11 protein-coding genes and 1 tRNA gene are annotated in these 13,372 nt (G+C 60.5%); 6 read left to right on the top strand and 6 right to left on the bottom strand.

The genetic code is table 11. The features are described from left to right. Positions 1–95 precede the first annotated feature (95 nt). From purD to AB7E19_RS08420, 5 genes are all read left to right on the top strand, one after another. On the top strand, positions 96–1,385 hold the full coding sequence (gene purD / locus AB7E19_RS08400; protein ID WP_275873640.1) for a phosphoribosylamine--glycine ligase: 1,290 nt from the start codon (positions 96–98) through the stop codon (positions 1,383–1,385). A gap of 406 nt (positions 1,386–1,791) precedes the next feature. Further along, positions 1,792–2,166: a cytochrome b562 gene (locus tag AB7E19_RS08405; RefSeq protein ID WP_010675612.1), complete on the top strand. Its 375-nt coding sequence runs from the start codon at positions 1,792–1,794 to the stop codon at positions 2,164–2,166. Next, positions 2,147–2,701, top strand: a complete 555-nt coding sequence (locus AB7E19_RS08410; protein WP_103243703.1) for a cytochrome b/b6 domain-containing protein — start codon at positions 2,147–2,149, stop codon at positions 2,699–2,701. Before AB7E19_RS08405 ends, AB7E19_RS08410 begins: the two co-directional genes overlap by 20 nt. Positions 2,702–2,967: 266 nt before the next feature. Continuing rightward, a complete protein-coding gene (locus AB7E19_RS08415; RefSeq protein WP_427934949.1) occupies positions 2,968–5,544 on the top strand; it encodes an alpha amylase C-terminal domain-containing protein in 2,577 nt (858 codons plus the stop codon). Positions 5,545–5,691: 147 nt separating this feature from the next. After that, positions 5,692–6,162 carry a tetratricopeptide repeat protein gene (locus AB7E19_RS08420; protein ID WP_427934950.1) on the top strand — a complete coding sequence of 157 codons (471 nt, stop codon included), beginning with the start codon at positions 5,692–5,694 and terminating at the stop codon, positions 6,160–6,162. A gap of 47 nt (positions 6,163–6,209) precedes the next feature. Here AB7E19_RS08420 and AB7E19_RS08425 read toward each other — a convergent pair. The 5 genes from AB7E19_RS08425 to rpsU all read right to left on the bottom strand — a co-directional run bounded on the left by AB7E19_RS08425 (position 6,210) and on the right by rpsU (position 11,111). Further along, a tRNA-Ile gene (locus AB7E19_RS08425) sits at positions 6,210–6,286 on the bottom strand. Positions 6,287–6,480: 194 nt separating this feature from the next. Further along, positions 6,481–8,376 carry an RNA polymerase sigma factor RpoD gene (gene rpoD / locus AB7E19_RS08430; RefSeq protein ID WP_263639565.1) on the bottom strand — a complete coding sequence of 632 codons (1,896 nt, stop codon included), beginning with the start codon at positions 8,374–8,376 and terminating at the stop codon, positions 6,481–6,483. Between the two features lie 183 nt (positions 8,377–8,559). Continuing rightward, entirely contained in the window at positions 8,560–10,347 is a 1,788-nt protein-coding gene (gene dnaG / locus AB7E19_RS08435; protein ID WP_427934952.1) for a DNA primase, read from the bottom strand. Between the two features lie 89 nt (positions 10,348–10,436). Next, positions 10,437–10,880 carry a GatB/YqeY domain-containing protein gene (locus tag AB7E19_RS08440; protein WP_010675618.1) on the bottom strand — a complete coding sequence of 148 codons (444 nt, stop codon included), beginning with the start codon at positions 10,878–10,880 and terminating at the stop codon, positions 10,437–10,439. Positions 10,881–10,895: 15 nt separating this feature from the next. Next, on the bottom strand, positions 10,896–11,111 hold the full coding sequence (gene rpsU, locus AB7E19_RS08445; protein ID WP_005309452.1) for a 30S ribosomal protein S21: 216 nt from the start codon (positions 11,109–11,111) through the stop codon (positions 10,896–10,898). A gap of 179 nt (positions 11,112–11,290) precedes the next feature. Between rpsU and tsaD the strand changes: the two genes are divergently transcribed. Next, positions 11,291–12,304, top strand: a complete 1,014-nt coding sequence (gene tsaD, locus AB7E19_RS08450) for a tRNA (adenosine(37)-N6)-threonylcarbamoyltransferase complex transferase subunit TsaD (protein ID WP_045521978.1) — start codon at positions 11,291–11,293, stop codon at positions 12,302–12,304. 73 nt (positions 12,305–12,377) lie between these two features. On the opposite strand, the gene rpoS is transcribed toward tsaD, so the two are convergent. Continuing rightward, positions 12,378–13,361, bottom strand: coding sequence for an RNA polymerase sigma factor RpoS (rpoS, locus tag AB7E19_RS08455; protein ID WP_010675620.1), 984 nt, complete (start codon positions 13,359–13,361; stop codon positions 12,378–12,380). Positions 13,362–13,372: the final 11 nt, after the last annotated feature.

The following is a 13,372-nucleotide window of genomic DNA, read 5'->3' on the forward strand; positions in this document are numbered from 1 at the left end:
CGCCGATGGCGGCCCTGCCTCTTTAGCACCGGATCCTTTCCACTGGCAGGTTGCCACCGCAGCGCCAGTGAACTCAGACAGAAGCGAGCGAGACGATGAAAGTACTGATCATTGGCAACGGCGGCCGTGAACACGCCCTGGCCTGGAAGGCCAAACACTCCCCCCTGGTGACCCAGGTCTTCGTGGCACCGGGCAATGCGGGCACCCAGCTTGAGCCGGGCATCGAGAACGTCGCCATCCAGGCCACCGACATCGAGGGCCTGCTGGCCTTCGCCAAGGCGAACCAGGTCGGCCTCACCATCGTCGGGCCGGAAGCCCCCCTAGTGAAAGGGGTGGTCGATGCCTTCCGCGCCGCCGATCAGACCATCTTCGGCCCGACCGCCGCCGCTGCCCAGCTGGAAGGCTCCAAGGCCTTCACCAAGGACTTCCTGGCCCGCCACGCCATTCCCACCGCCGATTACCAGAACTTCACCGAGGTGGAGCCGGCGCTGGCCTATCTGCGCGAGAAGGGCGCCCCCATCGTCATCAAGGCCGACGGTCTGGCCGCCGGCAAAGGGGTGATCGTCGCCATGACCCTCGACGAGGCGGAAGCGGCGGTGCGTGACATGCTCTCCGGCAATGCCTTCGGCGATGCCGGCGCCCGGGTGGTGATCGAGGAGTTCCTGGACGGGGAAGAGGCGAGCTTCATCGTCATGGTGGACGGCGAGCACGTGCTGCCCATGGCCACCAGCCAGGATCACAAGCGCGCCTTCGACGGTGACACCGGTCCCAACACCGGCGGCATGGGGGCTTACTCCCCGGCGCCCGTGGTGACCGACGAGGTGCACCAGCGCGTGATGGAACGGGTGATCATGCCGACCGTGCGCGGCATGGCGGCCGAGGGCAACGTCTACACCGGCTTCCTCTACGCCGGCCTGATGATCGATGCCGAGGGCAACCCCAAGGTGATCGAGTTCAACTGCCGCTTCGGCGACCCCGAAACCCAGCCCATCATGCTGCGGATGCAGTCCGATCTGGTGGATCTCTGCCTCGCCGCCTGTGCCGGCCAGCTGGATCAGAAGGAAGCCGTCTATGACCCCCGTGCCGCCATCGGCGTGGTGCTGGCAGCGGGTGGCTATCCCGGCGACTACGCCAGCAATCACCCCATCAGTGGCCTGCCGGTGGACGAAGTGGCAGGGGAGAAGGTGTTCCATGCAGGCACCCGCCTGGAAGGACACACCAGCCTGACCCAGGGTGGCCGCGTGCTGTGCGCCACCGCCCTCGGCCACACGGTGCAGGAAGCCCAGCAGCGGGCCTATGCCCTGGCTGGCCGCATCCAGTGGGACGGCATCTTCTATCGCAAGGACATCGGCTGGCGTGCCATCGAGCGCGAGCAGGCCGAATAAGGGCCGGATCCCGATCACTCAAAGGGCCTGCGGGCCCTTTTTTTGTTGCACGGCGTCTGTGCGAGCAGTGGAATCGTCCATGGGTGGTGGCTTTCAAAAACAAAAACACCTGAAAAACTCACCTGACTTTAAAAAACCGATGTGTGATAAAAAAATGGCAGCATGATTCACTGCCTGTGGGCCCCTTCCCGGGCCAGATGCGCGCCCTTGTATCCCTGCCGGAGGCGAGATCCGGTGGCCGTTCTCTTTCGGCTACATTCCCACAGCAATCCCCTGCACAATTCGTCACAATTGGTCGCACTTTCTTCATACAATGATCGTCCTTTCATGGCATCATGATGCGTGAAACCGCACTCAAATGAGTGCTATAACAACCTGCAATCTCGTCGTCTCATAAGGAAATCCCATGCTGAAAACTGTGCGTCCCCTGCTGCTGCCCCTGATGTTCGGCCTGATGGCCCTGCCTGCCATGGCCGGCGATCTGGAGCAGCCGATGAAGAAGATCGGCTTCAACTACAAGCAGGCCGTCAAGGCCGACGACGCGGCCACCATGGAGAAATACATCAAGGAGATGAAGGCCCAGCTGGACGTCGCCAAGGGCAAGAACATGCCCGCCGCCAAGAAGGAGAAGTTCCTGGAAGGCATGACCGAAGTGCAGACCGAGCTGGATGCCAGCCTGGCAGCCCTCCAGGCCGGTGACGAAGCCAAGGCGCGCGAGCACCTGGCCAAGGTCAACGACCTGAAGAAGGAGTACCACAACTATGCCAAGCAGAAAGGCTGATCCCTTCCACTGGGATGCTCTGGTGCGCCTCACCCACTGGGGTGTGGCGGCCATCTGTATCGGCAACCTCTGGCTCAACGAGGCGGGCGAGGAGTGGCACGAGCGGATGGGATACGCCGTCATGGTGCTCATCGGCATACGCCTGCTGTGGGGGCTCACCTTCGCTCGCGGCCACGCCCGCCTGCGCGCCCTCATCCCGAGCCGGGAGGATTTTCGCCATCAGGCCGACGCCCTGCGCGAACGGACCCCGCCCACCCCGGGCCATCACGGTAGCGGCAAGCTGGCGGTCTGGGCACTCTGGCTGCTGGTACTCGCCACCGCAGGGACCGGCTGGTTCCAGAACACCGAGACCGGCTTCGATCTGGGGGCGGACGACTGGCACGAGTGGTGCACCTGGGCACTCCAGGGCATGATAGCCCTGCACCTGTGCGCCATCGCCTACACCTCCTGGCGCCAGCGCAGCAACCTGGTTACCCGCATGCTGCCAGGGCGTCGTGCCCGGGCCAGTGCCGGGCAGCAGGAACCCAACGTCTGAACGTTCACGGGGCCCAGCGGGGCCCCTGTTCATCCCCTTCGCTACCCGCTTGACGGGATCTCGCACCGATCTGCTCCCCTCTGTATCCTCCTGCTGCCACCGAATGGCATGAAAGCATTTTCATTCACATTTCTTAATTAATTCAGCCTGTTCGATTTTCAACCACGTCGATTTCATGAATGCTACGGAGCTGAACGAGGTTGTTTGTTGTCCGTTCGACTACACGACAGTGATACGTCAATAACAAGATCGAAGGGAAAATCGTCATGCACAACACACTGTTTCGAACCGCCCTGCTGGCGGCGGCACTCGGCTCTTTCAGCCACACTGCCAGCGCCGAAGGAGTCATGGTTCACCTGTTCCAATGGAAGTTCAACGACATCGCCAACGAGTGCGAGACCGTGCTCGGGCCCAAGGGGTTCGGTGGCGTCCAGATCACCCCGCCCGCCGAGCACAAGCAGGGCAGCCAGGTCTGGTGGACCGTCTATCAACCGGTCAGCTTCAAGAATTTCAACAGCTTCGGTGGTAGCGAGGCAGAGCTCAGAAGCATGATCGCCCGCTGCAACGCGGCCGGGGTCAAGGTCTATGCCGACGCTGTCTTCAACCAGCTGGCATCGGGTTCGGGCACCGCCACCGGCGGCGGCAGCTACAACTCGGGGCAATACCAATATCCCCAGTTCGGCTACAACGACTTCCATCACAGCGGCGACATCACCAACTACGGTGACAGCAACAACGTCTGGAACGGCGCCCTCTACGGCATGCCAGACCTCAATACCGGCTCATCCTACGTCCAGGATCAGATCGCCACCTACATGAAGACCCTGCTCGGCTGGGGCGTGGCGGGCTTTCGCATCGATGCGGCCAAGCACATGGCGCCGGCCGATGTGAAGGCCATCCTCGACAAGGCGGGCAGCCCCAGGGCCTACCTGGAGGTGATCGGCGCAGGCGGGGAGTCCCCCGACATTCAGCCGGGCCGCTACACCTATATCGACACCGTCACCGACTTCAAATACGGCACCGATCTCGCCGCCAACTTCAACGGCCAGATCAAGAACCTCAAGACCCTGGGCGAGAGCTGGGGCCTGCTCCCCTCCAACAAGGCCTTCGTCTTCGTGGTCAACCACGACCGCGAACGCGGCCACGGCGGTGGCGGCATGCTCACCTTCATGAGCGGTGCCCGCTACGATCTGGCCAACACCTTCATGATGGCCTGGCCCTATGGCTGGAAGCAGGTGATGTCGGGCTATCGCTTTGAAAACATGGGCACCTATGAAACCGACAAGGGGGCGCCGGGCAGCACGCCCTGCACGGACAGCCAGTGGAACTGCGAACAGCGCCGACCGACCATCATGAACATGGCCCTGTTCCACAACCGGACCGAAGGCCAGCCCGTCAGCAACTGGTGGGACAACGGCAACAACCAGATCGCCTTCAGCCGCGGTGACAAGGGCTTCGTCGCCATCAACAACGAGAGCGGCAGCCTGGTGGCCTCGGTGCAGACCGGCCTGCCGGCCGGCGAGTACTGCAACCTCCTGGGGGGCAATGACTACTGCAGCGGCGGTTATGTCACCGTCGATGGCAGCGGCAAGGCCAGCCTGAACATCCCCGGCATGAAGGCGGCCGCCATCATCGCCGGTTGCACCAAGGCCAGCCCCTGCGGTGGTTCCGTCCTGCCGGGCAACAAGTTCAGCAGCATGAACCTGCGCGGTACCCACAACGCCTGGGGCAATACCCCCATGACCGTCGATGCCAACCGTGTCTGGTCCGCCACCCTCACCCTGACCGGCAACGGTGACGCCACCGGTGCCCAGCGCTTCAAGTTCGACGTCTTCGGCAACTGGGCCGAGAACTACGGCGACAACGAAGGGGATGGCATCGCCGACAAGGGCAGCAGCAAGGATATCCTGGTCAGCGGGGCGGGCACCTACCGCATCACCCTGAGCGAGAGCGATCTGCGCTACACGGTCACCCCCCTCACCAGCAACCAGGCACCGGTCGCCGCCCTCTCCCCCAAAACCCTCAGCGTCAAGGCGGGTGAGAGCGTGGTGTTCGACGCCTCCGCTTCCAGCGATGACGGCGGCGTGGTGAGCTACAGCTGGTCCAGCGGGGGCACCGCCGCCACGGAGACAGTCCGGTTCGATACCCCGGGTACCCATACCGTGACGGTCACCGTGACCGATGCGGAAGGGTTGACCGCCAGTGCCAGCGCCACCGTGACCGTCACCGACGACAACGGCACCTACGCCAGCGTACTGCCCACCCTGAACTTCCGCGGCACCCCCAATGCCTGGGGATCCCTTGCCATGACGCTGATCGCCGACAATCAGTGGGAAGCCCTGGTCACCTTCGACGGTCAGACCAACCAGCGCTTCAAATTCGACGTCAAGGGGGACTGGACCCAGAACTACGGCGACACCAACAAGGACGGCGTGGCCGAACTGACCGGCAGTGACATCCTGACCCCGGTCATCGGCCAGTACCGGGTACGTTTCAACGATCAGACCCTGCAATACAGCCTGACTCCGGTGAGCGTCACCTATGCCAAGAATGTCGCCAGCCTCAACATTCGCGGCACCACCAACAACTGGGGCACCACCCCCATGTCCCTGGTCGGGGCTCACCTCTGGCAGGCCAGCGTCACCTTCACCGGCAGCGGTGATGGGAACGGTGGCCAGCGCTTCAAGTTCGACGTCAAGGGGGACTGGACCCAGAACTACGGCGACACCAACAAGGATGGCGTGGCCGAGCTGGCCGGGGCAGACATCACCACGGCAGTGGTCGGTGCCTATGTGGTGCGCTTCAACGACCAGACCCTGGCCTACAGCCTGAGCGCCCAGTAAGGCTGGACACACGCCAGGGCGATTGCGCCCCGGCGCCGAGCCAGGCCTCCCGCCATCGGCGGGAGGCCTTTTTCATGGCCCCATGACCCGTTCCCCGCCAGCCTGTCGGCAGGCATACTGATCCTTCATCCCCATGCAGGAGCGCATATGAAACAGTTGAACACCCTCAAGGCAGAGGGACGGATCGAGGAAGCCCGTCAGCACGGTCTGCTGCAACTCATCGTGCACCCGGCCCACGCAGAGCTGCATTACGAAGTGGCCGGACTGCACGACATGCTGGGGCGAGAGGCCGAGGCCATTCCCCTCTATCAGAAGGCCGTGTCGCTGGGGCTTGGCGAGTCGTCGCTGCGCGGAGCCCTGCTTGGACTTGGCAGCTCCTATCGCACCACGGGCCGCCATGCCGAGGCGCTGGCCACCTTTGACGAGGCCCTGTCCCGCTTCCCCGATGCCGTGGAGTTCAAGGTGTTTCGTGCCATGACCTGCTACAACCTGGGGCGCAGCAAGGAGGGGATGGAGACGCTGCTGGGGATCCTCGCGACCACCACCACGGATCCCGCCCTGCTCCCCTACCGGCGCGCCATGGCGCTCTATGCCGAGGATCTGGACAGGCGCTGGTGAGCGCCAGAAACGACAAAGCCGCTCAAAAGAGCGGCTTTGTCTGAAAATGGTGGCCCCTGGGGGACTTGAACCCACGACCAATCGATTATGAGTCGACTGCTCTGACCAACTGAGCTAAGGGGCCATTGATGCTGGTTAGCGGCGTGGATTATAGGGGATGGCGGATACCCCGTCCATAGTCAGATCAACCACTTGGCGAGATTTCATCCATATTCAAGCGGTTCCATGACCCCTCTTCACGCCCATGCCAGCACGGATAAAACAAAGCCCCGCATGGCGGGGCTTTTTGTTGCTATGTCAGGCTGACAGAACCCGGGACTACTCGTCCAGGAAGCTGCGCAGCACTTCCGAGCGGCTCGGATGGCGCAATTTGCGCAGGGCCTTGGCTTCGATCTGACGGATACGCTCACGGGTGACGTCGAACTGCTTGCCCACTTCCTCGAGGGTGTGGTCGGTGTTCATGTCGATACCGAAGCGCATGCGCAGTACCTTGGCTTCCCGTGCGGTCAGCCCGGCCAGCACTTCGCGGGTCGCGTTGCGCAGGCTCTCACTGGTGGCCGCATCCGCTGGCAGAGCCAGGGTGGTATCTTCGATGAAGTCGCCCAAGTGGGAGTCTTCATCATCACCGATGGGCGTCTCCATGGAGATGGGCTCCTTGGCGATTTTCAGTACCTTGCGGATCTTGTCTTCCGGCATGCCCATGCGCATGGCCAGCTCTTCCGGGTTCGGTTCACGACCCATCTCCTGCAGCATCTGGCGGGAGATACGGTTGAGCTTGTTGATGGTCTCGATCATGTGCACCGGGATACGGATGGTACGGGCCTGATCCGCGATGGAGCGGGTAATGGCCTGACGGATCCACCAGGTGGCATAGGTCGAGAACTTGTAGCCGCGACGATATTCGAACTTGTCGACCGCCTTCATCAGACCGATGTTGCCCTCCTGGATCAGATCCAGGAACTGCAGACCGCGGTTGGTGTACTTCTTGGCGATGGAGATAACCAGACGCAGATTGGCCTCGACCATCTCTTTCTTGGCACGGCGGGCTTTGGCCTCACCAATGCTCATGCGGCGGTTGATGTCCTTGATCTGGGCGATGGACAGACCGGTCTCTTCTTCGATCTGCTGCAGCTTGCCGATCGAACGCAGTACTTCTTCGTCCATCTCGAGCAGGCGGGGAGACCACGCCTTGCCGGCCTGCTTCTGGTATTCGAACCAGGCAGTTTCGCACTCGTTGTTGGTGAAGGCCGCGACGAAGGTCTTCTTCGGCATCTTGGCCTGCTCAACGCAGAGCTTCATGATGATGCGTTCCTGCACGCGGACACGCTCCATCATCTCCCGCATATTGTTGACCAGGCGATCGAACTGCTTGGGCATCAGGCGGAATTGACGGAAGACATCGGCCAGCTGGGCGATGGCATTCTGGGTGTCGTCGTGGGCACGACCATTCTGCTGAATGGAGAGACGAGTCACCTCGTACTGGGCACGCAGTTCGCCGAATTTCTCGCGAGCGACTTCCGGATCCGGGCCACCGTCGCCGTCATCGTCGGAGTTGTCACCGTCTTCGTCTTCGTCCTCATCTTCGTCTTCGTCTTCGTCGGCGAGGTCGTCCTCGCTGAGCTCGGAGCCGATATGAGTGGCGGTCGGCGCCACGTCATCCACTTCGTTCGGATCGATGAAGCCGGAGATGATGTCGGACAGGCGAAGCTGCTCGGCTTCGTACTTGTCGTACTGTTCGAGCAGATAGGTGATGGCTTCAGGGTACTCGGCGACGGAGCTTTGTACCTGGTTGATACCGTCTTCGATCCGCTTGGCGATGTCGATCTCGCCTTCGCGGGTCAGCAGTTCGACGGTACCCATTTCCCGCATGTACATGCGGACGGGATCGGTCGTGCGACCAATCTCAGATTCAACAGATGCCAGAGCCTGGGCCGCTGCTTCGGCAGCGTCCTCATCGGCGGTACCACCTTCAGCCATGATAAGGTCATCGGCATCCGGAGCGTTTTCAACCACTTGAATGCCCATATCGTTGATCATCTGGATGATGTCTTCGATCTGGTCTGAATCGACAATGTCTTGCGGGAGGTGATCGTTCACCTCGGCATAGGTCAGGTAGCCCTGTTCTTTACCTTTGGCAACGAGGAGTTTAAGCTGAGACTGCGGGGTTTGCTCCATAGAACTCATCCGGTTGGTGTTGCTAGGTTGCGCGTACAGTGCGCTGCTGCGCAAATAGCCAATTCTAATAGAAAACCGCCAGACATGCTATGTCTGGTTGCGGCGTCGGTCATGAGAAACCCCTGCCCGCAGTGTTGTCGGGGCCAGGTGGTTATAAAGTGTTTGCTTTCAATCCCGTCGATTCGGGCAACGCTATTCATATTGGGACTGCTCACTCAAATATCAAGCCCCACTCTCATTTCTTTTCTCAATCTGCACCTCTCTGATCAGCATCATCAGCTCCTGAGTTTCCTCAGAGCTTAGCCCTTCCTGCGCCACCTTGGCCTGCAATTCTTCGATCCGTTGCTTCAGGAAAAGGTTGATGAAACCGACAAAGGTATCCTGTAATTCTCCCAGAATATCGGGCTCCTGGTCGAGCTTTACCTCTTCAAACAGGTCATGCATCGCCAGCTGGGCAAGTATTTCTCCCTCTTTTGTGCCGCGCCAATGCTCCAGCAGGATACCCGTTGTCACTCCCGGCTGGATCAGGATCTGCTGGTGCAGTTGCAGCAGGAAAGGGATCCCCTGCAGGCGCAGCCCGGCCAACTCGGGCATGGCCGGCAGCTCGGCGGTGATCGCCGGATACTGCACCATCAGGGCCAGAGCCCTGCGGATCGGCGTCAGTTTGGTCGCCTTGGGTTTGTTAACTTCCGCCTTGGGCTGGCTGTTGCGGGCAAACAGCTCGGCAATCCGCTGCTTGTTTTCTCCCCAGCGCATCATGCTGGAAAGTCGGGTAATCAACCCCTCGCGAGTGAAACCTTCCGGTACCCGACGAATCAGCTCGGCGGCCTTGTTGGCCACTTCAAACTTGCCTGCCTCACCGGAAAGAGCCGCATCGCGCCCGAGGCGTTCGAACATGAAATCCGCAAACGACTGGGCCTTGTCGAGCAGCGCTTCGAACCCCTCCTTGCCGATCTGGCGTACCAGCGAGTCGGGATCCTCGCCATCCGGCAAAAAGACGAACTTGAGTTCACGGCCGTCCTGCAGGTGGGAGAGCGCGTTATCCAGCGCCCGCCAGGCCGCTTCCCGACCGGCGTTGTCGCCGTCGTAGCAACAGACCACCTCTGCCGTGGTACGGAACAGGGTGTGGATGTGATCGCTGGTGGTCGCAGTCCCCAGTGCCGCCACCGCATAGTCGATGTCGTACTGGCCGAGCGCCACCACATCCATGTAGCCTTCTACCACCAGGATCCGGCGCGGATCCTTGTGTGCCTGCTTGACCTCATAAAGGCCGAACAGCTCTCGCCCCTTGTGGAAGATGGGGGTTTCGGGGGAGTTCAGGTACTTGGGCGTGCCATCCCCCAGCACTCGGCCACCGAAGCCGATGACCCGGCCGCGTTTGTCCCGGATCGGAAACATGATGCGATCGCGGAAACGATCGTAGCTGCCCGGGCCGCTGTCACGGGGGATCAGCATACCGCCCGAAATCAGCAGTTGTTCGTGCTCCCTACTGGCGCCAAAGCGGCGACGCACCTGATCCCAGTCCCCAGGGGCATAACCGATGTTGAAGCGCTTGACCACCTCGCCAGTCAGGCCCCGGCCTTTCAGATACTCCACCGCCTGAGGCGCGTTCTTGAGATTGCTCTCGTAGAAGCGCGCAATCTGGTTCATCAGCTCGAACAGATCCTTGCTGACGGCTGGTTGGCTATGGCTTGATCCACCCGCCGTTTGCTCACGGGGGACCTGCATACCGTGCAGGCTTGCCAGCTCTTCGATGGCATCGGGGAATTCCAGGCCGTCGTACTCCATGACAAAGCCGATGGCATTGCCGTGGGCACCACAACCGAAACAGTGATAGAACTGCTTCTCCTGGCTGACGGTAAAGGAGGGGCTTTTTTCGTTATGAAAAGGGCAGCAAGCCTGGTAGTTCTTACCGGCTTTCTTCAACCGCACACGGGAGTCGATCAACTCGACTATGTCCGTGCGTACGAGCAGATCATCGATAAAGGATTGCGGGATCCTGCCAGCCATAACCGTCCTGTTTCATTGCATAGGAAATAAAAAAGCCGCGCATTCCAATGGGAAGCACGGCTTCTTCGACCAAACAAGAGAGTTGCCTGTTACGCCAAGCGGGTTTTCACCTGAGCACTGACGGCGCCGACATCGGCACGCCCCTGAATTTTTGGCTTCAAGACAGCCATGACTTTACCCATGTCAGCCATGACGGCAGCACCACTTTCAGTGATGGCTTGCTCGATCAGGGCGGCAATTTCGTCTGCGGTCAGCTGTTGTGGCAGGAACTCCTGCAGCACAACGATCTCGGCGGACTCTTTGTCGGCGAGATCCTGGCGACCGGCAGCTTCAAACTGGCTGATGGAATCGCGACGCTGTTTGACCATTTTGGTCACGACAGCGAGGATCTCTTCATCATTGAGCTCGACACGGGTATCGACTTCACGCTGCTTGATTTCTGCCATCAACAAGCGGATAGCACCCAACCGAGGCTTGTCTTTGGCAAGCATGGCGAGCTTTTGCTGATCCTTGAGTTGATCCTTCAGAGACACGGCATGATCCCTTGATTAGTACAGGCGGATACGACGTGCGTTTTCGCGGGACAGCTTCTTGGCGTGACGCTTGACAGCGGACGCTTTGGCGCGCTTGCGAATGGTAGTCGGCTTCTCGTAGAACTCACGGCTACGAACTTCGGACAGGATACCGGCCTTTTCGCAAGAACGCTTGAAGCGACGCAGAGCAACGTCAAACGGCTCATTTTCACGGACTTTGATTACTGGCATGTGCCTTTCACCTCAGTGATAAATTGTTAGCTGACCTTCAATCGATCAGCATGTCTTAAAATGGTGCGAAATTATACTCTGGACAGGGAATGAAAGTAAACCCGCAGAGATCGCTCTGGTTTAAAAAACCCGCGAAGGTTACCATAGCCGTCTCATTTTAGCAGTGAAATTTTTTAGCAATGCGTGTATTGGGCATAGAGACATCCTGTGACGAAACCGGGATCGCGATCTTCGATGATCAAAAAGGGATCCTTTCCCACCAGTTGTACAGCCAGGTCAAGCTGCATGCGGACTACGGCGGCGTCGTTCCCGAGCTCGCCAGCCGGGACCATGTACGCAAGACGATCCCCTTGATCCAGGCCGCCTTGAAAGAGGCCGGACTTGGCAAGGATGACATCGATGGCATCGCCTATACCGCGGGGCCAGGTCTCGTTGGTGCCATCCTGGTCGGGGCTACCATAGGCCGCTCGTTGGCGATGGCCTGGGACAAGCCGGCCATCGCCGTACATCACATGGAAGGCCACCTGCTGGCCCCCATGCTGGAAGAGCGAGCACCCGAGTTTCCCTTCGTGGCGCTCTTGGTTTCCGGCGGCCACTCCATGCTGGTTCGGGTCGATGGCATCGGCAGCTATCAGCTGCTGGGCGAATCGATCGACGATGCCGCTGGTGAGGCGTTCGACAAGACCGCCAAGCTGATGGGTCTGGACTACCCCGGTGGTCCGCTGCTCTCCCGGCTGGCAGAAAAGGGCACCAAGGGACGTTTCAACTTCCCCCGTCCCATGACCGATCGCCCAGGGCTCGACATGAGCTTCTCCGGCCTCAAGACCTTTGCCGCCAATACCATAGCAGCCAATGGCGACGACGAGCAGACCCGTGCCGACATCGCTCGGGCGTTTGAGGATGCGGTGGTCGACACCCTGGCCATCAAGTGCCGCCGTGCCCTGAAAGAGACCGGTCTCAATCGCCTGGTCGTGGCAGGCGGCGTCAGCGCCAACCGTCATCTGCGCGCCCAGCTGGCCGAGCTGATGGAAAGCCTCAAAGGTGAAGTCTTCTACCCGCGCACCGAATACTGCACCGACAACGGCGCCATGATCGCCTATGCCGGCATGCAACGCCTGAAGGCGGGAGTCTTCGAACCCCTCGTCGTCAAGGCCGTGCCGCGCTGGCCGCTGGACACTCTGGATCCGGTGTGATCCTGACGATCCACGACAAAAAGAAAGGGGCCTGCGGCCCCTTTTTCATCTTGATGACGGTATTCATACCCGTTTAGTTGGTGCGGAACAGCGCCTCAATGGACAGCCCCTGCCCCAGCAGAATTTCCCGCAGACGGCGCAACCCTTCCACCTGGATCTGGCGCACCCGCTCGCGGGTCAAACCAATCTCGGCGCCCACGTCTTCCAGGGTGGCCGGTTCATAGCCGAGCAGACCGAAACGGCGGGCCAGCACTTCGCGCTGCTTGGGATTCAGCTCCTCCAGCCAGTGCACTATGCTGCTGCGCATGTCATCTTCCTGGGACTCCAGCTCGGGCCCCATTCCGCGCTCGTCGGAAAGCACATCCAGCAACGCCTTGTCGCGATCGCCACCAATGGGAGTATCCACCGAGGTGATCTTCTCGTTGAGCTTGAGCATGCGATTCACATCGTCCACAGAGCGATCCAGTGCAGAGGCGATATCCTCGGCGGTCGGCTCATGGTCGAGACGATGGGAAAGCTCGCGCGCAGTGCGCAGATAGACGTTCAGCTCCTTGACCACATGGATGGGCAGACGAATGGTACGGGTCTGGTTCATGATGGCCCGCTCTATGGTCTGGCGGATCCACCAGGTGGCATAGGTAGAGAAACGGAAACCGCGCTCGGGGTCGAACTTCTCGACGGCGCGGATAAGGCCGAGGTTGCCCTCTTCGATGAGATCCAGCAGCACCAGGCCGCGGTTGTTGTAGCGCCGGGCAATCTTGACCACCAGGCGCAGGTTGGATTCGATCATGCGCTTGCGCGCCGCTTTGTCGCCACGCAGGGCACGGCGGGCGTAGTAGACTTCCTCTTCGGCCGTGAGCAAGGGGGAGAAGCCTATCTCCCCCAGATAGAGCTGGGTGGCGTCCATTACCTTGTTCAGCTCTGGCGCCATCAGTTCATCAGAAATGGTCTCTTCGGCTTCGGCCGCCACTTCCTGAACCTCTTCTTCCTCCTGAACCTCCAGCTCCTCGTCGAACTCTAACTCTGCATCCTGCATTACCAGTTGTTCTTGGCTCATGATATCTCTCC

Origin of the sequence: Aeromonas sp., from assembly GCF_050252055.1 — a bacterium.
In the GTDB taxonomy this organism is placed as follows: Bacteria; Pseudomonadota; Gammaproteobacteria; order Enterobacterales; family Aeromonadaceae; genus Aeromonas; species Aeromonas caviae.

Bases quoted from the DNA above. Each gene is read 5' to 3' on its own strand.
- purD (WP_275873640.1), top strand. From the start codon at position 96: ATGAAAGTACTGATCATTGGCAACGGCGGCCGTGAACACGCCCTGGCC.
- AB7E19_RS08405 (WP_010675612.1), top strand. From the start codon at position 1,792: ATGCTGAAAACTGTGCGTCCCCTGCTGCTGCCCCTGATGTTCGGCCTG.
- AB7E19_RS08410 (WP_103243703.1), top strand. From the start codon at position 2,147: ATGCCAAGCAGAAAGGCTGATCCCTTCCACTGGGATGCTCTGGTGCGC.
- AB7E19_RS08415 (WP_427934949.1), top strand. From the start codon at position 2,968: ATGCACAACACACTGTTTCGAACCGCCCTGCTGGCGGCGGCACTCGGC.
- AB7E19_RS08420 (WP_427934950.1), top strand. From the start codon at position 5,692: ATGAAACAGTTGAACACCCTCAAGGCAGAGGGACGGATCGAGGAAGCC.
- dnaG (WP_427934952.1), bottom strand. From the start codon at position 10,347: ATGGCTGGCAGGATCCCGCAATCCTTTATCGATGATCTGCTCGTACGC.
- rpsU (WP_005309452.1), bottom strand. From the start codon at position 11,111: ATGCCAGTAATCAAAGTCCGTGAAAATGAGCCGTTTGACGTTGCTCTG.
- tsaD (WP_045521978.1), top strand. From the start codon at position 11,291: ATGCGTGTATTGGGCATAGAGACATCCTGTGACGAAACCGGGATCGCG.
- rpoS (WP_010675620.1), bottom strand. From the start codon at position 13,361: ATGAGCCAAGAACAACTGGTAATGCAGGATGCAGAGTTAGAGTTCGAC.